Source organism: Uliginosibacterium sp. 31-16, assembly GCF_030730865.1.
GTDB lineage: Bacteria > Pseudomonadota > Gammaproteobacteria > Burkholderiales > Rhodocyclaceae > Uliginosibacterium.
Map to the genome: position 1 here is coordinate 1,134,416 of NZ_JAVALZ010000001.1, position 20,398 is coordinate 1,154,813.

Genomic DNA, 20,398 nt, shown 5'->3' on the forward strand with positions numbered 1-20,398 from the left:
GATGTACGCAAAAACGGGAGGCCGCGGCCTCCCGTTTTTTGTGCCTGCCCGCAGAGCCGCATCTGGCAAGGATCTGCAGGCGGTATGCGCCAGGAGGCAGGCCAAATCTTGCTGGCAGTCATGCCCGCCTGAAGAAGGCCGCCACAAGCGGCTCTCCGGACAGGCTGTGAAAACTGCCTACTCGGCCGCGCAGCTGAAATGCAGGTTCAGTTCCGTCAGCGTGCGGGTCTGGGCGCGGGTGCCCAGCGTCAGGCGTTTGTGCAGGTCGCCACGCAGGGTGAAGCGCTGATGGCGCAGGGTCTTGCCGTCGGCCTCGCTGCGGTAGGCCACGCGCATCGAGGTGCAGCCGCAGGCCGCGGTGGATTGCAGCATGCGCAAATCCACATCCACCTGCAGCGCCTGACGGGCCGCTAAGGGCGTGGCCGTCTCGATGCTGACGCAGTCCGCCAACGCATTGTGCACGGTGATGCGTGGCGGCTCGGCGGCCAGCACAGCCCCCGGCAGTAACAAGCCCAGCAGGGCCGCCTTAATAGACACGCGTGCCTCCGTTGGTGATGCGATCCGCAACGTATTGCACGCGCAAGGCCAGCGATTGCTTGCCGGTGGTGACGACATGGCCGTGCAGGGCCTGGAAGAACGCGGGTTCCACTTCAATGCAGCCGTGGCTGTAACCCTTGGTCGAATCGTGCAGATAGAAGCCGCTGCGCGCCGGCTTGCAGGCCTGCCGGGTTTTCACGTCGGCGGCTTCCAGACGCACCCGGTTGCGGCCCCAGTTGGCCCAGTAGGGCTCGCACTGCCCGGCCGCTTCGCCGCGCGGAATGGTCTGGATGCCTGCCGCCGGGGTCAGCCGGCACTGCTGGGTGCCATCGTCGCGGGCGCTGCCGGCATCCTTGATCGAGAAACGGTAGAAACCTTCGGGAATCGGCCCCTGATCCGGCAGGCACTGATTCTGCGGCATCTGCCAGCCCGGCAGGCCGCTGGTTGCCTTGAAGCGGCGCCCACCCCAGCTCAGCACCTGTCCATCGAAAAGCATGTCGGTCAGCATTGTCCGGTTCCTGTCGTGTGCGTATTGGAAGTGTGGCCAGTTTAGGGACATGTCCGGCCAGCATGCAGCCAGATATCGGCAGAAGCCTCGTGTCTGTCGGCCGTGTCCGTGATGGCCTGTTCGTGCTGGGGGCTTGCCCGCCGGGAACCCGTTCTGCACCCCGGCCTGCATCGGGCTACAATACCGAGCTCAGAATTTTCCCAGTTTCGTCATCCTTGTCTGGAGCTCACCGTGAAACCCACCATCAAGCCCAATTCGCCGAATTTCTCTTCCGGCCCCTGCGCCAAGCGCCCCGGCTATTCGCTGGCCAACCTGCCGAAAGACATCCTCGGCCGCTCGCACCGCAGCTCGCTGGGCAAGGCCCGTCTGGCCAAGTCGATCACCGAAACCAAGCGCCTGCTGGGCATCCCGGCTGACTACCACGTCGGCATCCTGCCGGCCTCCGACACCGGCGCCTTCGAGCTGGCCATGTGGAACTTCCTCGGCGCTCGTCCGGTGGATACCTTCGCCTGGGAATCCTTCGGCGAAGGCTGGGTGACCGACATCGTCAAGCAATTGAAGCTGAAAGACGTGCGCAATTTCAGCGCCCCTTACGGCGAGCTGCCGGACCTGTCGCAATGGAACCCGGCCAACGACATCGTGTTCACCTGGAACGGCACCACCTCCGGCGTGAAAGTGCCGAATGGCGACTGGATCCCCGCTGACCGCGAAGGCCTGACCCTGTGCGACGCGACCTCCGCCGTGTTCGCCATGGAACTGCCGTGGGACAAGCTGGACGTGGTGACCTACTCCTGGCAGAAGGTGCTCGGCGGTGAAGGTGCCCACGGCATGCTGATCCTGTCGCCGCGCGCTGTGGCTCGCCTGAAGGACTACAAGCCGAGCTGGCCGCTGCCGAAGATCTTCCGCATCGCCAAGGGTGGCGAGCTGATGGCCGAAATCTTTGAAGGTGCCACCATCAACACCCCGTCGATGATCGCCAACGAAGACTATCTGGACGCGCTGGCCTGGACCGATTCCATTGGCGGCGTGCCGGAACTGATCAAGCGCTCCAACGCCAACCTCGCCGTCTTCGAGCGCTTCGTCGCCAAGACCCCGTGGATCCACTTCCTGGCCAAGGACGCAGTCTCCCGCTCCAACACGTCCGTGTGCTTCTCGCTCGACGCCACGCCGGATCAGGTCAAGGCGCTGGTCAAGCTGCTCGACAAGGAAGGCGTTGCGTATGACATCGGCGCCTACAAGGACGCCCCGAGCGGCCTGCGCTTCTGGTGCGGCGCCACGGTCGAAACTGCCGATCTGGAAGCCGTGCTGCCCTGGCTGGAATGGGCCTACGCTGAAGTTACCAAGGCCTGAGCACACCCGCTCTCGTCTCAAGCGCCCGGCCACAAGCCGGGCGTTTTTGTTTGCGCGATACTTCTCGCACGCCGGTGCACGGCGGAGGGCTGCTATGGTTTTGTCTTGAGGCTGGCACGTTCAGAAAGCCGCGCCAGCGTCCCGTCCTGGCGCATTCCTCTGATTGCCTGGTCGAAACCGTCCGCAAGCGCCGAAGTATCGTACTGGCGGGTGAATACGATGAAGCTGTGCGTCGTCTCCGAAGGCGGGCCACTGATCATGATCCGGCCGGCCGGATCAAGCTCCTGGATGAATTGCATGCCCACCAGGCGGCTGCAGATCATGGCGTCCACATGCCCCGCCAGCAGCATGCGGAAAATGTTCGTCAGGGCATGCGAGTTTTCCAGATGCGGAAAGGCTCCCTGCCTGCGCGCCGCATCGAATCGCCCGCCATAGGACATGTTGTTGACCACACCGATGCGTGCATTGGCGATCGAGGCGTAATCGCCATTGAAGCGGAAGTGTGAGTCCTTGCGCACGAAGAACACGAAATCCTGACTCAGCAGGGGCTCGCGGGGAAAGCGCAGGCTGCGTTCGCGTTCAGGCGTTTTCTTGACCGTGAAGAAGCCATCCACGCTGCCCGCTTCGACCATGAGCAGTGAGCGCGTTACCGGAAAAAATCCAATCCTGAGCGGCTTGCCCATGCGCCGGAACGCCTCATTGACGACATCGACAACCGGCCCTTCGGCCTGGCCATTTGCGTCGTGGATGTACGGCGCAAACTCCAGCGCGGCAAGCCGGACCACGCCATCGGCGGCCATGGCACCGCGTCCCGGCCAGACCAGCAGGACAAGAATGAGAACCCGGAAAATTCCGTTCAGAGCATGCACGATCAATCCCTGCCTTTGCTGTCTTGATTCTGCGGCCTGTGCAGACCTTGCCGTACTGTCCCGATGGGCAAGGCCTTCCCCATTTTGTCGCAAACGCGCCGTGGCCTGTGCTGCCCGCGGACTACGGTAAAATCCATGTACTCAACAATTTGCCGGACTCACCATGCCCTTCATCACCGACCTCGCCGCTGCCTGGCAAAAGAACAACTCCCTGCTGTGCGTGGGCCTGGACCCGGATCTGAGCAAGTTCCCCGCGCACCTGCAGGGCAAGCCGGATGCCATTTTTGAATTCTGCAAAGCCATCGTCGATGCCACCGCCGATGTCGCCTGCTCCTTCAAGCCGCAAATTGCCTACTTTGCCGGCGAATCCGCCGAAGCACAGCTCGAAGCGCTGATCGACTACATCCACGTCAACTATCCGGACATTCCGGTGATTCTGGATGCCAAACGCGGCGACATTGGCGCCACCGCCGCCCAGTACGCCCGCGAAGCCTTCGTGCGCTATCAGGCCGACGCGCTGACCGTGAATCCCTACATGGGCTTCGACTCGGTCGAGCCCTACCTCGAATACCCGGACTGCGGCCTCATCGTGCTGTGCCGCACCTCCAACCCCGGCGGCTCCGATTTGCAGAACCTCACGGTCGAAGGTGGCAAGAAGCTGTATCAGCACGTCGCCGCGCTGGTCGCCGAGAAGTGGAACAAGCACGGTCAAGCCGCACTGGTCGTCGGCGCCACCTTCCCGCAGGAGCTGGCAGACGTGCGCCGCATCGTTGGCGACCTGCCCCTGCTGGTGCCCGGCGTCGGCGCACAGGGCGGCGACGTGCAGGCCACCGTGACGGCCGGCAAGACCGCCGCTGGGCTGGGCCTGATGATCAACTCCTCGCGCGCCATCCTCTACGCCGGCAAAGGCGAAGATTTCGCCGAGCAGGCCCGCAAGATGGCGATTGCCACGCGCGACGACATCAACCAGTACCGCTGAGCCAAGCCGCCTTGCGCGGCTGTGTCAGATGTAAAACGGGCCGCAATGCGGCCCGTTTTGCTTGCTGCCCGGAGAGGCCCTCCCTGCTTGGGTCGCCAGCGTGGCTGCTCGCAGAGCAAGGCTGCAAGCGGCTTTCCGGACGCCTTGCGTAGGACAGGTTAGCGCAGCGTAACCCGCTGCATAGTGACTAACATTCCCTCGCGCGGCTTATTCCATTTACGATTCGCCTGATGATGGATGCGCAGCGGGGCTGATGTGGCAAAAGGCGAAAACTGGAGTGATGTAGAGGTCGCTGCGACGGTGGCCGATTACATGCGCATGCTGACACTAGAACTATCTGGGCAGCACTACAACAAAACAGCACACCGTCGAGCGCTGCTGAAATTGCTGGATGGACGCAGCGATGCCGCTGTAGAACTCAAGCATCAGAACGTCAGCGCGATCCTTCTTAAACTTGGCTGCTACTACATTTCCGGTTACAAACCACGTGGTAACTATCAGCAAGCGCTCGGTACATTTGTCGAAAACTGGATCAATGAACATCCGGAATTTGACCGGATCGCATTAGCCGCGGCAGACCAGCCTGCAGTCGTTCCAAGCGCAGTAGATTTCTCTCGATTGATCGTCGATGCGCCCAAGCTCTCGCTTGTCGTGGAAGAGGCACGCAAGCCCTATGTCGTCCCCGTCAGAGCAGCGATTAAGCGTGACTACGTCGCACGCGAAGCGCGAAACTCAGCCCTTGGCAAAGCGGGAGAATTGTTGGCGCTTGAGTACGAAGAGTTTCGTTTGCGCTCAGCTGGACAAAAGCATTTAGCGGAACGAATCGAGCACGTTTCCACGACAAAAGGAGACGGCCTCGGCTATGACATCTTGTCATTCGAAGTAAGCGGCAAAGAGCGCTTTGTGGAGGTCAAGACAACCGCGTTCGCGAAGGAAACGCCCTTCTTCGCTTCGCGCAATGAGGTCGCTTTTGCCCGCGAAATGTCAGGTCAATTTCATCTGTATAGATTGTTTGATTTCCGGAAGGCTCCAAGGCTTTTCTCACTGCAAGGTGATATTGGGCAGTACTGCAGACTTGATCCTGTTAGTTACCTTTGCCAGTTCCAATAGTTGTCTTGATCGTTCTTGTGCCGCGCATGGGCATCCTCCCGGATATTGCCCGCTAACCCGCACCCAGCCTGCCTCTCCAGCCACCCTGTCCGCTCAGGTCCGTCCGGGGCGGGTCTTCAGGAGGGGCTTGCACGCTTAGCCAGACTGTAAGCGAAGGTTAAATCGGTTGCTATACGCAACGATCTGGCTAGACTGTTGCGTATAGCAACCAATAAAGCATCCCCTCATGTCTTCCCCCCAATCAAAACAGCTTCTCGCGCGCCAGTTGCGCGAACTCATCGGTCTGTACCTCGCCAGCCAGCGCCGCCATGCCCACGATCAGGGCTTGTCCCAGCAGGGGCGGCTGCTCATGTTGCTGCGCAAGCACGGGCCGTCTCCGCAGGGTGATTTCGGTCGTCTGGCCGGGCTGGACAAGAGCTGGATCAGCCGCATCGTCGAGCGCTTTGTCGCGGACGGGCTGGTCGAGCGGCGTCCCCTCGATTCGGATCGGCGCTGTCTGGAGTTGCATCTGACCGCCGCGGGCGAGGACGAGGCTAGGCGTTACGACGATGTGCTCACCGCGCACGCCGAGAGCTTCTTCGAGGCGATTCCGGCCGAGCGCCACGCGGCGCTGGAAAGTTCGCTGGCGGGTCTGGTCGATGCCTTGCGCAGCCAGACGAAGCGGACGGAGGTCTGAGATGGAACACAGCACCCGCAGTTTCCGTGCTTCGCTGGCCGCCATGCTGGGCATCTGTCTGGTGATCATGCTGATCGCGCTGGACTCCACCGTGGTCGGCACGGCGATGCCGCGCATCGTCGCCGAGTTGCGCGGCTATGACCTTTACCAGTGGATCGCTTCGGCCTACCTGATGGGCAGTGCGGTGATGATCCCGATTACCGGACGCCTCGGCGATCTGTACGGGCGCAAGCCTTTCGTGCTGCTGGCCGTGGTCTTGTTCACGGCGGCCTCGGCTGCCTGCGGTCTGGCCCAGACCATATTGCAACTGGTGCTGGCGCGTGGCGTGCAGGGCTTGGCCGGCGGCATGCTGGTCGGGGTGGCCTTTGCCTGCGTGCCGGATCTGTTCCCGGACCGGCTGCAACGCGTGCGCTGGCAGGTGATGCTGTCGGCCAGTTTCGGTGTGGCCTCGGCGCTGGGCCCGGCGCTGGGCGGCTGGATGACCGAGCATGCCGGCTGGCGCAGCGTGTTCTACGTGAATCTGCCGGTGGCCTTGCTGGCTTTGCCCGTGATCTGGCGTTATCTGCCGCATATCGTGCATCACGATGGCGAGGAGGAGCGCAGCATCGACTGGCTCGGTGCGCTGCTGATGGCTGCGGGGATCTGTGGCCTGCTGCTGGCGACCGAGCGCGGGCAGGTGCATGGTTTCGGCAATCCGCTCACGCTGGGCCTGTGTGTGCTGGCGCTGGTCTGCGGAGGCGTGTTCATCTGGCATCAGCATCATTCACGCGCGCCGATCATTCCGCCGCGCCTGCTGGCCAATCAGGGCGCACGCCAGCTGATGCTGCTGGGCCTGAGCACCGGTATGACGATGTTCGTGCTGGTTTTCTATTCGCCGCTGATGCTGCAGGGCGGTTTCGGCTACTCGCCGGCACTGGCCGGTTTCGTCATGACGCCCCTGCTGGTCAGCGTCACCTTGGGCAGCATCGTCAATGGGCGGGTGCTGCCACGCATGAAAAAGGCCGAGCGCATGATTGCCTGGGGCCAGTTTGGCACGCTGCTCAGTTCCCTGTTGCTGAGTCAGGTCGGCGCCGGTCTGCCGCAGGGCTGGATGATGGCGGCCTTTGCGTTGTGCGGCTTCAGCCTTGGCTTCCAGCTGCCCAACCTGACCCTGCAGATGATGGCGGCGGCCGGCAAGCGTGATCTGGGCGTGGGCTCGGCGATGATCCAGACCACGCGCATGCTCGGCAGCATGATCGGTGTGGGCGTGGCCGGCGTGATCGTCAATGCGGCCTACGTGCGCCACATCGGCGCGGAGCTGGCGGCGCGGCATCTCACCGAGCCGGCGCTGGTCGAGTTGCTCGCGTCGCCGCAATTGCTGATCCGCCAGCAGGATCAGGCGACCTTGCTGACCCTGGCGCAGCAGATCGGCGTGGATGCCGCCGCACTGCTGGACACTGCCCGACTGGGCCTGGTTGGCGGCATTCACACGGCTTTCCTGCTGTGCGCCGTGCTGGCGGGGCTGAGTATCTTCATCAGTTGGCGTTTGCCCCCTTACGAAATCGCGAAAAACCGCTAGGATTGAGAGCGTTCCGGATTTCAGGCAGATCAAGTCCGGAACGCCTTTGTCTGGGTACGCTGTACCCTCGTCATTCCTTCCTTCGGGGCATTTTCCAATGGCAATCTTTCAGGGTATCGAACACGTCGCGGTTTTCTCCACCGACACCACGCGCCTGCGTGACTGGTATGTGAGCAACCTCGACATGAAGGTCATTCTCGACAATGGCGCAGGCGTGTACTTCCTGCTCATGGGCAATGGCTCGATGATCGAACTGGTACCCTGCGCCGGGCCTTCGGTCTGTGCCGGCAAGCCGCAGGTGAAGGACAGCGGCCTGCGTCACATTGCGCTGACGGTGGATACGCAGGATTTCGGCGCTGCCGTGCATCGCCTGTCCGAAGCCGGGGTGGAAACCATTGGCAAGACCCCGCACCAGTTCCCCGAGGGGCTGGCGACTTTCCACTTCCGCGATCCGGACGGCAACATCCTGCACCTGATTTCGCGCCCGAACCGCCTGTCGCTGGCCGTGGTGCCGCGTCTGGCGGATGCACCGAAGGACGCGCTGATCCAGGGCATCGAACACACCTGCATCATCGCCAACGATCCGGAAGCGCTGCGCCAGTGGTACATCGACGCGCTGGGCTTCCAGCTCATCGTGCGCGACGACGGCCACGGCACCGCCTTCGTGCTCGGCGCCGATGGCAGCTCGATCATCGAATTCATCCAGGCCGAGAACAACATTGGCGTGGAGCCGTACAAGGCCCAGGGCATCCGCCATATCGCCATCCGCATCGGTCAGGCCGACGCAGCGCAGGGTGCGGCGCGCCTCAAGGCGCTGGGGGTCGAAGTGCTGGAAGACTACAAGGCGCTGGACAACGGTGTGCACCTGTTCTTCTTCCGCGACCCGGAAGGCAATGTGCTGCATCTGGTCGGCCGCTCACAACCCCTCGCAAAGTAAGCATTCATGAGCACCAAGCTGCATCAGCGGTCGACTGCACAGGCAGACCGTGTCTTCTGGATCACCGTGGGCGTGGGCGTGGTATGCGCCCTGTTCGTGATGTTCGTGACCGAAAACCGCACGATTGCCGGCGTCATCATGGCGCTGGTGTTCTATCACCTGATCCGGCGTCTGCTGAAGGGCCCGCCGGTGGGCGTGGCGGTGCTGGAAGTGGCGGACAGCTTCCTGATCCTGCGCAATCCGTCGACCACGCCGGCCAAGGTGGACCGCATTGCGCTGGAGAAGCTGCATTCCGTCGAGCTGCAGGGCGAAGAGCATCTGCGCTACTTCAACTGCAAACTCATGAATGGCGACATTGCCCGTATCGGCCCCTTCGAGCGGGGGCAGGGCGAAATGGCGATTGCTGAATGGTTCTACGCCAACCTGCCGGAAACACCTTTCCACGTTGATCCCTCGGCGACGCCGGTGCATCAGCTCAGCAGTCGTCCGCCCGGCATGTAATCCTCGCGGAGAGCTGCCCCCGGCGGACCTCTCCGGCCTGCCTGCCGGCTCAGGCTTGGCAGGCGCGCCTCTCCACGATGCCTGCCTGAAGACGCTTGCTGCATGCGGCTCTTCAGGTTGCTCATCCAGCGCAAGAATCGGGTGGCTGCCAGTCGCCAGCGGTGAGACACTGCGTCTTCACGAACTATTGCAGCACCGCACTCATGGATTCGCGCAACCTCACCCGCCTGTTTCTGCTCGCCCTCATCTGGGGCGCGTCCTTCCTGTGCATGCGTGTGGCTGTGCCGGCGCTTGGCCCGATTGCCCTGATGGAAGCCCGCGTCGCGCTGGCCGCGCTGCTGCTCGGGGCGCTGGCATTGTACAAAGGCCAGACCTTCTGGCCGCGCGGGCACTGGCTGGATTTCTGGGTGCTGGGCCTGTTCAACACGGCACTGCCCTTCGTGCTCTTTGCCTGGGCGGCGCAGACCCTGACCGCCTCCACCCTGTCCATTCTGAACGCCACCGCGCCGATCTGGGGGGCACTGTGGGGCGCGCTGTGGCTGCGTCAGCTGCCCGGCCTGCGGGCGGGGGCGGGTTTGCTGATCGGCCTGTGCGGGGTGGCGCTGGTGGTGGGCTTCGATCCGACCGCGCAAACTCGCGGCGGCCTGCTGGCCTACGCGGCCGGGGTGCTGGCACCGTGCTGTTACGGGCTGGCCACGACCTGGATGAAATCCCGCCGCAGCGGACCGAGCCCGGCGCAGGCGGCACACGGCAGCATGGCCGGCGCCAGCCTGATCCTGCTGCCTTTCCTGCCCTTTGCACCGCCCGCCGCGCTGCCCTCGGCCTGGGGCGTGGTGGCCGTGCTGGTGCTCGGGCTGGTGTGTACCGGCGTGGCGTATCAGATGTATTTCCGGCTGGTCGAGGAAACCGGACCGACCCGCGCGCTGACCGTGACCTTTCTGGTGCCAGTGTTCGGCGTGCTGTGGGGGCATCTGCTGCTGGGCGAGGCACTCGGCCTGCGCAGCCTGATCGGCGCGGCGGTGGTGATCGTCGGGACGGCCCTGAGCACCGGTTTTTCGCTGCGCAAGCTGCTAGCCAGGGCGCCATGAGCGAGGCTGCCTATGCCACCGTGGCGCAGGCGATCCGCTTCCTGCGCAGTCATGCCCGCGAGCAGCCCGGTCTGAGTGAGCTGGCTGCGGCGCTGGGCGTGTCCGAATTCCATCTGCAGCGGCTGTTCAGCGACTGGGCCGGGATCAGCCCGAAGCGCTTTCTGCAATTCCTGAGCAAGGAAGACGCTCGCCAGCGTTTGCGTGCCTCGGCCTCGGTGCTGGAGGCCAGTCTGGAGGCCGGCCTGTCCGGTCCCGGCCGTCTGCATGATCTGATGGTCAGTTGCGAAGCCGTCACGCCCGGCGAATATGCGGCGGGTGGCGCCGGACTGGAGATCCGTTATGGCGTAGCCGCGACCCCCTTCGGCGAGGCTTTCGTGGCAAGCACGTTGCGCGGCATCTGCCGGCTCGAATTCATCGACCCCGAGCACGGAGCAGCACACGCACTGGACAACCTGCAGGCCGAATGGCCGCATGCCACCTTGCTGTGCGCGCAGGAAGCCGCGAAAGCCTTGCTGGGCGCGGTTTTCCAGGGCGACCCCCGGAAAACGCCGCTGCGCCTGCTGCTGCGTGGCACCAACTTCCAGATCCAGGTCTGGCAGGCCTTGCTGCGGATTCCGCCCGGCGCGCTGGCCAGCTACGGCCAGATCGCCCGGGCCATCGGCAAACCGCAGGCCGCCCGGGCCGTGGGCAGCGCCATTGGCGCCAACCCGATTGCCTGCCTGATTCCGTGCCACCGGGTGATCCGCGAGAGCGGCGACTTCAGCAGCTACCGCTGGGGCATCGAACGCAAGCAGGCCCTGATTGCCTGTGAGGCCGGGCGGCACTCTCTAGAGGCTGTTCATGATCTTACTGCGAGGCCGTGATCAGGGCTCATGCGCTGCTCGGAATCCTCATTTATCAACATAAACTCCGGTTCCTGTGCTGCTCTTCACCCTGCTGACGGCCTCTCGCTACAGATCGTGAACGGCCTCTTAGAGCATGTCACCCAGATTCAGCAGGGCGGCCAGACCGAGCGCCACGAAGATCAGCGCGCAGACGCTGTGCACCACCTTGATCGGCACGATCTTCGTCAGCTTGTCGCCGAAATAGACGACGGGCGCATTGGCCAGCATCATCCCCGCCGTGGTACCGGCCACCACCCAGACCAGCGACGAATACTTGGCCGCCAGCGCCACCGTGGCGATCTGCGTCTTGTCGCCCATTTCGACGATGAAGAAGGCGATTACGGTCGTGAGGAAAGCGCCAAAACGTTGCGGCTTGGCGCTCTCGTCATCGTCCAGCTTGTCCGGAATCATCATCCAGGCGGCCATGGCGAGGAAGGAGATGCCCAGAATCCAGCGCATCGCATCGGCGCCAAGATAGGTCGTGATCCATTGCCCGACGGCGGCCGCACAGGCGTGATTGACCAGCGTGGCAACGAGAATGCCCAGACAGATCGGCAGGGGTTTCTTCAGGCGGGCGGCCAGCACGAGGGCCAGCAACTGGGTTTTGTCGCCCATTTCAGCGAGGGCGACGAGACCGGTAGAGACGAGGAAGGCTTCCATGAATTTCTCGGGTGCGGGCTGGCGACAGATGAACCAATGACTGCCGCAGCCCGCCAACCCGCGTTGGCACTGCAGCAGTCAAAGGTCTCGCCAAGCACTTGCGTGCCCTCCGCACCATGCCCGAAGGCAAGTCTGTTGATGCGGCGCTCTCTTGAGAAAGAGGCTACTCCCCGATGACGGGGCGGATTATAGCCGTCCCGGCCCGTTCGGCGTCGAGCTTTTTCAGGCCGCTTTGCGCCGGTAGGCCCACACCATCATCGCCACGCCCGCCAGAATCATCGGCAGGCTGAGCCACTGGCCCATCGAGAGATGCCCGGCGAGCAGGCCGAGGAAATCATCCGGCTCGCGAGCGAATTCGGCGATGAAACGGAAGCTGCCGTAGCCGATCAGGAACAGGCCGGACACTGCGCCTACCGGGCGTGGCTTGCGCGAGAACAGCCACAGGATCACGAACAGGGTCACGCCTTCCAGCGCAAACTGGTAGAGCTGTGAAGCGTGACGCGGCAGGCCGGCCTGCATTTGCTGGCTCATCGGGTTGAGATAGGAAAGTACCGAGGTTTGCAGCGACGGGTTGGCTGCCACTTGCGCGGCATCTGTCTGGGCGGCTTGCGGGAAGATCATCGCCCAGGGCGCATCCGGCGCCGTCACGCGGCCCCACAGCTCGCCATTGATGAAGTTGCCCAGACGCCCGGCAGCCAGCCCGGTCGGCACCAGCGGGGCGACGAAATCGCCGACCTGCAGGAAGTGGCGCCCGGTCTTGCGGCCGAAGTACCACAGTGCGAAGAGTACGCCGAGCAGACCGCCATGGAAGGCCATGCCACCTTCCCAGACCTTGAAGATATCCAGCGGATGGGCGAGATAGTCGCCCAGTTTGTAGAAGATTACGTAGCCGAAGCGCCCGCCGAGGATCACCCCGAGCATGCCGTAGAACAGCAGATCATCCAGCTCGGTACGCTGCCAGCCCAGATCGGGGCGAGTCTTGATACGCTGGCGCCCGAGGAACAGGAAGAGCATGAACGCTACGAGATACATCAGCCCGTACCAGCGCACATGCAGCGGGCCGAGGGAGAAGGCTATCGGATCGAATTGGGGATGAATGAAGGGCATCTTGCAGGCCATGGGCTAGAATCCAGAGTTCAATTGAACCACATTGGCGCGACAAACCGCTTGCTCCTCCCGACGCCGCGCGCAAATCCGGAGAAAAACACCATGCCCCAGTATCGTTCCCATACCTCCACCCACGGCCGCAACATGGCGGGTGCCCGCTCCCTGTGGCGCGCCACCGGCATGAAGGATGGCGATTTCGGCAAACCCATCATCGCGGTGGTGAACAGCTTTACGCAATTCGTGCCCGGCCACGTGCACCTGAAGGACATGGGGCAGCTCGTCGCGCGCGAGATCGAAGCCGCTGGCGGCGTGGCCAAGGAATTCAACACCATCGCGGTGGATGACGGCATCGCCATGGGCCACGGTGGCATGCTGTATTCGCTGCCCAGCCGCGAACTGATCGCCGACAGCGTGGAATACATGGTCAATGCGCACTGTGCGGATGCGATGGTGTGCATTTCGAACTGCGACAAGATCACTCCGGGGATGCTGATGGCCGCGCTGCGCCTGAACATCCCGACGATCTTCGTGTCCGGCGGGCCGATGGAAGCCGGCAAGGTCACGATGGTGAAGGATGGCAAGCAGCAGGTGATCCATCTGGATCTGGTGGACGCCATGGTCAAGGCCGCCGACAAGACCGTGTCGGATGCGGAAGTCGACGAGATCGAGCGCAGCGCCTGCCCGACCTGCGGATCATGCTCCGGCATGTTTACCGCCAACTCGATGAACTGCCTGACCGAAGCGCTGGGCCTGTCGCTGCCGGGCAACGGCACCATCGTCGCCACCCATGCCGACCGCAAGGGCCTGTTCGTCAAGGCTGGCCACCTGATCGTCGAACTGTGCAAACGCTATTACGAGAAGGACGACGACAAGGTCCTGCCGCGCTCGATCGCCAACTTTGCTGCATTCGAAAACGCCATGAGCCTGGATGTGGCCATGGGCGGCTCCACCAATACCGTGCTGCACCTGCTGGCCTGTGCGCATGAAGCGGGCGTGAATTTCACGATGACGGACATCGACCGCATCTCGCGCAAGGTGCCCTGCCTGTGCAAGGTGGCCCCGGCGACCGACAAGTTCCATATCGAAGACGTGCACCGCGCAGGCGGCATCATGGGCATCCTCGGCGAACTGAACCGCGCCGGCCTGCTCAATCACAACACCTACACCGTGCACAGCCACACCATGAAGGGTGCGCTGGAGCAGTGGGACGTGATGCACTCCGGCGACCCGGCGGTGTTCGAGTTCTACCGCGCTGCGCCCGGCGGCGTGCCGACCCAGGTGGCCTTCAGCCAGAACAAGCGTTTCCCCGAGCTGGACATGGACCGCAGCAAGGGCTGCATCCGTGACAGGACCAATGCCTACTCGCAGGACGGCGGCCTCGCCGTGCTGACCGGCAACATCGCGCGCAAGGGCTGCATCGTGAAGACCGCCGGCGTCGATGAATCGATCTGGAAATTCACCGGCAAGGCCCGCGTGTACGAGAGCCAGGACGACGCGGTGGAAGGCGTGCTGAATGAAGTGCAGGCCGGCGACGTGGTCATCATCCGTTACGAAGGCCCGAAGGGCGGCCCGGGCATGCAGGAAATGCTCTACCCGACCTCGTATCTGAAGAGCCGTGGCCTCGGCAAGGAATGCGCGCTGCTGACTGACGGGCGTTTCTCCGGCGGCACCTCGGGTCTGTCGATTGGCCACACTTCGCCGGAAGCGGCCATGGGCGGCGAGATTGCCCTGATCGAAGACGGTGACACCATCGAGATCGACATCCCGAACCGCACGATCAACCTGAAGATCAGTGACGCCGAAATGGCCAAGCGCCGCGCCGCCATGGAAGCCCGCGGGCCGGAAGCCTGGAAGCCCGCCAACCGCGTGCGCCACGTCTCCGCAGCACTGCAGGCGTACGCCGCGATGACGACCTCGGCCGACACCGGCGCGGTGCGCGATCTGTCGCAACTCAAGCGCTAAAGCAGCCCGGCAGCAAACCGGCTCCCAGACCCGGCCTTGAGCCGGGTCTTTCGTTAACGCGCGCCGGTATTCGGTCTTCGGGCAGGCATGCTGGAGAGCAAGGCTGAGGGCGGCATTCCAGCATGCCGGTTAATGGGTCATGGGCCGATGAACGCAGTGCTGCCGCAAATGATTTCAGGGCACCATACGCGCTGCCTGTTGATCAGAAGAGAGCGTCATGAAACCGATGTGCCACGCGAAACGCTGTGCGAGCGTCTTCCTCCTGTGTATGGCTGCGTTCCTGAATCCGGGGCTTGCCCGGGCGGCGACGGCAGCGGATTTTCCGGGGCTGCGCGTCGAACGCAGTCCGGTCGGGGAAGGGCGCTTGCGCATGCTGTCGGCGCGCACGGGAGCCGTCATTTTCGACAAGCTGGAGGCGGCCTACCCCTACGACGGTTACGTGACCGTTTCCCGTGACCTGCACTACGGCGTCGTCGATGCCGAGGGCCGTGTGCTGCTGCCGCTGGAGTTCGAACGCATCGAATTCCATGCCGCGTGCGACTGCTTCGAAGTCAAGCGCAAGGGTCAGACCGGGTTGCTCACGCGCGCCGGCAAGCCGCTGCTGCCCCTGACCTATGAATTCATTCAGGACGATGAGCAACCCGGCCTGTGGGTGGTGCGTGCGAAGACGGGCTATGGCGCCATCGATCCGCGCAGCGGCAAGATCGTGCTGCCAGCGGTCTACAAGGAAATGCAGAAACGCGGCAGCTTCATCATTGCCGGCAACGAGAGCCAGCGGCGGGGCGAGGCCATGGTCTGGCAAGCCTGGGACAGCACCGGCCGGCCGGTGCCCGGCCTGCAGCGGGCAGGCGGCCTGAATATCCTGGACAAGACTGACCTGCTGCTCGTCGATGGCCGCCGGGTGATCGACGTGCAGGGCCGGGAGCGCATCCCCGCTGGGCGCTACGACTACCTGATGGAAGCCGGCGAACGGCTGATCACCGTGCTCAAGGATCGCTACGGCCTGATCGACGCCACGGGGAAGGAAATCATTCCGCCGCGTTACCAGCATCTGGGCTACTTCAACTCAAACCCGTTCTGGTTGCAGGCCACCCTTTTCGGCCCGGATGGCGAGGCAGGCCACATCGGTGTCGTGGATGCCGATGGCAAGGTGGTGATCGACCCGCAGTGGGACAGTGCTGACCTCGACTATTCCCGTGCCCGCGAGGGCAAGCCGGCCAGCGGTTTCTTTCTGGTCGAGCGCAACCGGCGTTACGGCGTTTTCGGGCTGGACGGGCGCCTGCTCTTCCCGGCACGTTTCGAGAAGCACCACAGCATCGACCGTGACAGCCCGCTGCACCTCGTGACGCTGGATGGGCTGCGCGGCCTGTGCGATTTCACCACCGGGAAATGTCCGCTGCCGGTGCAATACGAGGTGCTGGGCGTGCTGGACCGCATCGGCAACGGCGAAGAGCTCTTCATCGCCGGCAAGCCCGGCGCACTCGGCGTGGTCGATATCGAGGGGCGCCCGGTCCTGCCGCCCGCATTCGGCAGCATCCTTGAGGACAGCTACACGGGCGTCATCACCTCGGGTGCGAAAGGCGTGCAGCCTTACCGTTTCGAGCGCGACGCGGCCGGCCGCTGGCAGGCCAGCGCCGAAAAGACCATTCCGCTCGCCGAGTTGCCCTGGGACCGTCATCCGCTGGCCAGCGAAACCCATCCCCTGATCGAGGCGCGTTACGTGCCGGAGCAATACCAGACCGAAGCGCAGGTGCTGGCCGGCGTTGAGGCGCTGAAGCTGCGCGACGCCCAGTTCCCCAGCATCCAGCTTTCGGCGCAGGCCGCCTATGTGCAGTTCGGCGAATTCGTCAGCCCGCGCATCCCGCTCTGGCGCAACACCCTGCCCTGGTGCCGCACGCCTGATGGCTGGCGCGTGGTGGTGGACACCTCTGTGGAACGCGACGCGAAGGATGTGTGCGCCGATGCGACCCTGAGCGCGCTGCATTTCCGTGGCGATCCGGACAAGCGCCTGCTGTGTGCGGATTGTGCCCGCTACGATCTGCCCGAAGTCTGGGTGCGGCAGGATCGTGCAGCGCCGGGTCAGTGCAAGGCCGGTGCGTGGAACGCGGCGCAGGCCCGCGCCGACTACGCCAGCTGGCTGAGTGCTTGGCGTACGACCTGGCAAGCCGCCGTCAAGAGCCCGAAGACCATCACGCGCAGCACTCTGGGCGTCAGTGTGGCGCCAGTCTCGCGGGCCACGGTCGCGCTGGGCCAGATCCTGCTCGAACCGGAGAACCTGCAGGTGCCGCTGCCGGCAGGCATCGAGGCGGTCGCTCCCGAGCACCTGGCCGCCCGCCTCGACGCCCTGTTCGCCGAGGCGCAGCCGGTCGGTTATGGCGGCCTTTACCCCGAGCCGGAAGCACGCTTTGCCGGGCTCTGCGCCGAAGTCTGGTATCTGCGTCTGCCCTCGCTGGAAGTGCGCCTTGCCGCTGGCCAGCCCAGCCCGCTGGGTAGCGCCACGTCCTATGCCTTGCCGGCAGAGGGCACGCTGCGTCGCGATGCTTACCCCTTCATCCTCGTCAGTCGCGAAGGCGGCACGCTCAGGCTGGCGGGGCTGTCGAAGGAGTGGGTGCAGGTCCTGCGCGCGAAGTAGGCCTGCCCGCAGACCCGCCCCCAGACCCGGCCTTGAGCCGGGTCTTTCGTTAACGCGCGCCGGTATTGGGTTTGCAGGCAGGCATGCTGCGGAGACCCGCCAGAAGCGGGTCTTGAGGCATGGGCTGATGCAGCGCAGCATTTTGCCGTCAAGGCATGTGCTCTGGCGCGGCGGTTTGGCCCTTGCAGTCCGGTGGACTCCAGTTCTGTGCTGTGATGCCGTTAGACCTGACTGATGAGCCAGAAAACCTGACCGGCACGCGCGTAACCATGCACCCCGTAGCGGACCAATTCGACAATCTGAGTGATCGCCTGCAGGCCGCGTTCAACCGTCTGGCCAAGGACGAGCATCTGTGGCAGAGCGATCTGTACGGCGCGCTGCGCGATGCGACGACCTCGCTCGCCGCCGCGCTGGAGGTGACGCGGGCCAGTGTCTGGTATCTGAACGATGAGCACACGGCGCTGGAATGCCAGTTGCTGTTCCGGGCTGACCGGGGCGCTTTCGAGTCGGGGGCCAGCCTGACGATGACGGAATGTCCGCGGCTGTTCGGGGCCTTGAATGACGGGCGCCTGCTGGATGTGTCGGATGCGGCCAATGATCTGCGCGTGGCGGAGGTCTATGGCTGGCTGCTGCGGCCACAAGGGGTTGGCGCGGCGATGATCGCGACCCTGAACGAAGCGGGTCGGCTGGCGGGCATCCTGTGTCTGGAGCATGTCGGCAGTCCGCGCCTGTGGAGTCGCGACGAGCAGACTTTTGCGGTGTCGGTCGCCGATCTGTTGTCGCAGTTGCGGGTGTTCCATGCCTTGAAGAACCGCGAGCGCAGTTATCGCGCGGTCTTCGATGCGGCGGGTGACGCAATCCTGATCATCATTGATGGCGTGATCACCGATTGCAACCCGCAGGCGCAGACGCTGAGTGGTTATTCCCGCGAACAGCTGATCGGCATGACCCCCGGAGAATGTTCGCCGGAATTCCAGAGCGACGGCAGCCGCTCGCAGGACAAGGCCGCCGAGCTGATCCGGGCCGCCGTGGATGTGGGGCCGCAGGTGTTTGAATGGACCCATCTGACCGCCGGGGGCAGTCTGCTTGAAGTTGATGTCAGCCTTTCTGCCATCTGGGTTGGCGGGCGTTGCCAGATTACCGCCATCGTGCGCGATGTGACCGAGCGGCGCCTGACCGAGCAGATCCGTCAGGCTTCAGCCGAGGTGCTCAAGCAGCGCAACACCGCGCTGCAGGTGATCAACAATCTGGCCAACCGTCTGCATGGCAGCAAGGACAGCCATGCGATCGCCGATGAAACCCTGCGCGTGCTGCAGGTGCTGCAGCGTTCGCCCCTGTCGCTGTTCCATCTCTATGATCCGGCCACGGATGATTTTGAAGTCGTCGCGGCCATCGGTTACAGCCCGGAGGAAATCGCCGTGCGCCGGCGCATGTCTCTGGGCCGCAGCATGAGCCAGTTTGCGATTAATGAACATCGCATCCTGCATAGCGACGACATTGCCAATGATCCGCGCATGGATCCGGACATCTGCGAGTTGCTGCTCGCCACCGGCATCCGTTCGCAAACCGTGCTGCCACTGCTTTATCACGATCAGGTGCTCGGCATCATCGGTCTGCATTTCCACGATTGTGGCAACGAGTTTTCCGATACCGAGCTCGACACCTTGCGGGCCGTCAGCCAGACCGTGGCGCTGGCGCTGGCCAATGCGCGTCACCTGCACGACCTGGAATTCCAGGCCACCCATGATTCGCTCACCAGCCTGCCCAACCGCATGCACCTGCACCGCGACGCCACCGCAGCCTTGCGCAGGATTGCCGGTACCCAGCAGGGGCTGGGCTTGCTGCTGCTGGATCTGGACAAGTTCAAGGAGGTCAATGACACCCTTGGGCATCGCACGGGCGACCAGATTCTCAAACAGGTCGCCCTGCGTCTGCAGACCGCGCTGGAGCCGCACGATGCACTGCTGGCCCGCCTCGGCGGTGATGAATTCGCCATCGTGCTGCGCAGTGTGAGCGGCGCACCACAGGCCTGCGGCATTGCCAGCACGCTGCTGGCCGCCCTGCGTCAGCCCATGGAGGTGGAGGGCATCTTCATCGAGCTGGGCGGCAGCATCGGTGTGGCGGTCTATCCGCAGCACGGTGGCACCAGCCATGCGCTGCTGCGCTGTGCCGATGTGGCCATGTATGCGGCCAAGACGGCGCCAGGTTCGGTCAGTCTGTACGACAGCAGCCACGACGCGCACAACCCGCGCCGGCTGGCGATGATCACCGAGCTGGGCGCTGCCATCCGTGGGAATCAGCTCATCGTGCATTACCAGCCGCGCTTTGCGCTGCAAGAAGGGCACTGGTGCAGCTCCGAGGCGCTGGTGCGCTGGCAGCATCCACGTCTGGGCTTCATTCCGCCGGGCGAGTTCGTGCAGTTTGCCGAGACCAGCGAGCTGATCCGTCCGCTTACCCTGTGGGTGGCACGGCAGGCCGTAATGCAGCTGGCTGCCTGGCAGCGCGCCGGCATGCCGCTGTCGATATCGGTCAATCTGTCCACGCGCAACCTGCTTGACGTGACCCTGCCTGAAGCGCTCGCCGAGTTGCTGCGCGAGTTCGACGTGCAACCCGGCTCGCTGGAACTGGAGATCACCGAAACCGCCCTGATGACGGACCCCGAGCGGGCCATGCAGGTGGTGAACCAGATTGCTGCGCTGGGCATGCGCCTGTCGATCGATGATTTCGGTACCGGTTATTCCTCGCTCGCCTATCTCAAGCGCCTGCCGCTGCATTCACTGAAAATCGACCGCTCCTTCGTGCGCGACATGCTGGTCGACGATCAGGACGCCATCATCGTGCGTTCCACCATCGGTCTGGCTCACAGCCTAGGTCTGCAGGTGGTAGCGGAGGGTGTGGAAGATCTTGACACTCTGGCACGTCTGCGCGAATACGGTTGCGACGAAGCGCAGGGCTATGTACTCAGCAAACCACAACCGGCCGCAATTGCCGGTGCCACCATGCAGGCCCCGCCGCCCGGCAACCCGGCCTGACTCCTGCA

The 20,398-nt window shown here is 63.8% G+C and carries 17 protein-coding genes and 1 riboswitch; of the genes, 12 read left to right on the forward strand and 5 right to left on the reverse strand.

Translation table 11 applies throughout. The features are described from left to right. Positions 1-177 precede the first annotated feature (177 nt). Positions 178-537 carry a DUF2195 family protein gene (locus Q9Q94_RS05285; RefSeq protein ID WP_305978974.1) on the reverse strand — a complete coding sequence of 120 codons (360 nt, stop codon included), beginning with the start codon at positions 535-537 and terminating at the stop codon, positions 178-180. Then, positions 527-1,045 carry a L,D-transpeptidase family protein gene (locus tag Q9Q94_RS05290; protein ID WP_305978975.1) on the reverse strand — a complete coding sequence of 173 codons (519 nt, stop codon included), beginning with the start codon at positions 1,043-1,045 and terminating at the stop codon, positions 527-529. The genes Q9Q94_RS05285 and Q9Q94_RS05290 overlap by 11 nt, the downstream gene beginning before the upstream one ends. A 231-nt stretch (positions 1,046-1,276) precedes the next feature. Between Q9Q94_RS05290 and Q9Q94_RS05295 the strand changes: the two genes are divergently transcribed. Then, complete coding sequence (locus Q9Q94_RS05295; RefSeq protein ID WP_305978976.1) at positions 1,277-2,395, forward strand: phosphoserine transaminase; 1,119 nt, start codon at positions 1,277-1,279, stop codon at positions 2,393-2,395. Between the two features lie 92 nt (positions 2,396-2,487). Here the strand turns inward: Q9Q94_RS05295 and Q9Q94_RS05300 are convergent, their stop codons facing one another. Beyond that, on the reverse strand, positions 2,488-3,264 hold the full coding sequence (locus Q9Q94_RS05300; RefSeq protein WP_305978977.1) for an ABC transporter substrate-binding protein: 777 nt from the start codon (positions 3,262-3,264) through the stop codon (positions 2,488-2,490). A gap of 163 nt (positions 3,265-3,427) precedes the next feature. Here Q9Q94_RS05300 and pyrF point away from each other — a divergent pair, with 163 nt between their 5' ends. From pyrF to Q9Q94_RS05340, 8 genes are all read left to right on the forward strand, one after another. Beyond that, entirely contained in the window at positions 3,428-4,243 is an 816-nt protein-coding gene (gene pyrF / locus Q9Q94_RS05305; RefSeq protein ID WP_305978978.1) for an orotidine-5'-phosphate decarboxylase, read from the forward strand. Between the two features lie 237 nt (positions 4,244-4,480). Beyond that, entirely contained in the window at positions 4,481-5,353 is an 873-nt protein-coding gene (locus tag Q9Q94_RS05310; protein ID WP_305978979.1) for a DUF3883 domain-containing protein, read from the forward strand. A 226-nt stretch (positions 5,354-5,579) separates the two neighbouring features. Next, the gene (locus Q9Q94_RS05315; protein WP_305978980.1) at positions 5,580-6,029 is read left to right on the forward strand and encodes a MarR family winged helix-turn-helix transcriptional regulator; all 450 of its coding nucleotides are present in this window, start codon (positions 5,580-5,582) and stop codon (positions 6,027-6,029) included. Position 6,030: 1 nt separating this feature from the next. Then, complete coding sequence (locus Q9Q94_RS05320; protein ID WP_305978981.1) at positions 6,031-7,587, forward strand: MFS transporter; 1,557 nt, start codon at positions 6,031-6,033, stop codon at positions 7,585-7,587. 97 nt (positions 7,588-7,684) lie between these two features. Beyond that, on the forward strand, positions 7,685-8,524 hold the full coding sequence (locus Q9Q94_RS05325) for a VOC family protein (RefSeq protein ID WP_305978982.1): 840 nt from the start codon (positions 7,685-7,687) through the stop codon (positions 8,522-8,524). 6 nt (positions 8,525-8,530) lie between these two features. Continuing rightward, positions 8,531-9,025, forward strand: coding sequence for a hypothetical protein (locus tag Q9Q94_RS05330; RefSeq protein WP_305978983.1), 495 nt, complete (start codon positions 8,531-8,533; stop codon positions 9,023-9,025). Positions 9,026-9,228: 203 nt separating this feature from the next. After that, a complete protein-coding gene (locus Q9Q94_RS05335) occupies positions 9,229-10,113 on the forward strand; it encodes a DMT family transporter (RefSeq protein WP_305978984.1) in 885 nt (294 codons plus the stop codon). Beyond that, positions 10,110-10,976 (forward strand): methylated-DNA--[protein]-cysteine S-methyltransferase, encoded by an 867-nt coding sequence (locus tag Q9Q94_RS05340; protein ID WP_305978985.1) that lies wholly within the window; start codon positions 10,110-10,112, stop codon positions 10,974-10,976. Before Q9Q94_RS05335 ends, Q9Q94_RS05340 begins: the two co-directional genes overlap by 4 nt. A 108-nt stretch (positions 10,977-11,084) precedes the next feature. On the opposite strand, the gene Q9Q94_RS05345 is transcribed toward Q9Q94_RS05340, so the two are convergent. Together Q9Q94_RS05345 and lgt are read right to left on the reverse strand one after the other, a co-directional pair. Further along, positions 11,085-11,657, reverse strand: coding sequence for a TMEM165/GDT1 family protein (locus tag Q9Q94_RS05345; RefSeq protein WP_305978986.1), 573 nt, complete (start codon positions 11,655-11,657; stop codon positions 11,085-11,087). Between the two features lie 47 nt (positions 11,658-11,704). After that, positions 11,705-11,841: riboswitch (yybP-ykoY riboswitch) on the reverse strand. Between the two features lie 38 nt (positions 11,842-11,879). After that, a complete protein-coding gene (lgt, locus tag Q9Q94_RS05350) occupies positions 11,880-12,776 on the reverse strand; it encodes a prolipoprotein diacylglyceryl transferase (protein ID WP_305978987.1) in 897 nt (298 codons plus the stop codon). Between the two features lie 90 nt (positions 12,777-12,866). Here lgt and ilvD point away from each other — a divergent pair, with 90 nt between their 5' ends. From ilvD to Q9Q94_RS05365, 3 genes are all read left to right on the forward strand, one after another. Next, the gene (gene ilvD / locus Q9Q94_RS05355) at positions 12,867-14,726 is read left to right on the forward strand and encodes a dihydroxy-acid dehydratase (RefSeq protein ID WP_305978988.1); all 1,860 of its coding nucleotides are present in this window, start codon (positions 12,867-12,869) and stop codon (positions 14,724-14,726) included. A gap of 217 nt (positions 14,727-14,943) precedes the next feature. Beyond that, positions 14,944-17,358: a WG repeat-containing protein gene (locus tag Q9Q94_RS05360; protein WP_305978989.1), complete on the forward strand. Its 2,415-nt coding sequence runs from the start codon at positions 14,944-14,946 to the stop codon at positions 17,356-17,358. Positions 17,359-17,627: 269 nt separating this feature from the next. After that, positions 17,628-20,390: an EAL domain-containing protein gene (locus Q9Q94_RS05365; RefSeq protein ID WP_305978990.1), complete on the forward strand. Its 2,763-nt coding sequence runs from the start codon at positions 17,628-17,630 to the stop codon at positions 20,388-20,390. The last annotated feature ends 8 nt before the right edge of the window (positions 20,391-20,398 follow it).

Excerpts from the sequence above, each read along its gene's own strand:
- Q9Q94_RS05310 (WP_305978979.1), top strand. The coding sequence starts at position 4,481 with ATGCGCAGCGGGGCTGATGTGGCAAAAGGCGAAAACTGGAGTGATGTA.
- Q9Q94_RS05340 (WP_305978985.1), top strand. The coding sequence starts at position 10,110 with ATGAGCGAGGCTGCCTATGCCACCGTGGCGCAGGCGATCCGCTTCCTG.
- Q9Q94_RS05365 (WP_305978990.1), top strand. The coding sequence starts at position 17,628 with ATGCACCCCGTAGCGGACCAATTCGACAATCTGAGTGATCGCCTGCAG.
- Q9Q94_RS05325 (WP_305978982.1), top strand. The coding sequence starts at position 7,685 with ATGGCAATCTTTCAGGGTATCGAACACGTCGCGGTTTTCTCCACCGAC.
- pyrF (WP_305978978.1), top strand. The coding sequence starts at position 3,428 with ATGCCCTTCATCACCGACCTCGCCGCTGCCTGGCAAAAGAACAACTCC.
- Q9Q94_RS05290 (WP_305978975.1), bottom strand. The coding sequence starts at position 1,045 with ATGCTGACCGACATGCTTTTCGATGGACAGGTGCTGAGCTGGGGTGGG.
- Q9Q94_RS05360 (WP_305978989.1), top strand. The coding sequence starts at position 14,944 with ATGAAACCGATGTGCCACGCGAAACGCTGTGCGAGCGTCTTCCTCCTG.
- Q9Q94_RS05335 (WP_305978984.1), top strand. The coding sequence starts at position 9,229 with ATGGATTCGCGCAACCTCACCCGCCTGTTTCTGCTCGCCCTCATCTGG.
- Q9Q94_RS05345 (WP_305978986.1), bottom strand. The coding sequence starts at position 11,657 with ATGGAAGCCTTCCTCGTCTCTACCGGTCTCGTCGCCCTCGCTGAAATG.
- Q9Q94_RS05330 (WP_305978983.1), top strand. The coding sequence starts at position 8,531 with ATGAGCACCAAGCTGCATCAGCGGTCGACTGCACAGGCAGACCGTGTC.
- ilvD (WP_305978988.1), top strand. The coding sequence starts at position 12,867 with ATGCCCCAGTATCGTTCCCATACCTCCACCCACGGCCGCAACATGGCG.
- lgt (WP_305978987.1), bottom strand. The coding sequence starts at position 12,776 with ATGGCCTGCAAGATGCCCTTCATTCATCCCCAATTCGATCCGATAGCC.
- Q9Q94_RS05315 (WP_305978980.1), top strand. The coding sequence starts at position 5,580 with ATGTCTTCCCCCCAATCAAAACAGCTTCTCGCGCGCCAGTTGCGCGAA.
- Q9Q94_RS05320 (WP_305978981.1), top strand. The coding sequence starts at position 6,031 with ATGGAACACAGCACCCGCAGTTTCCGTGCTTCGCTGGCCGCCATGCTG.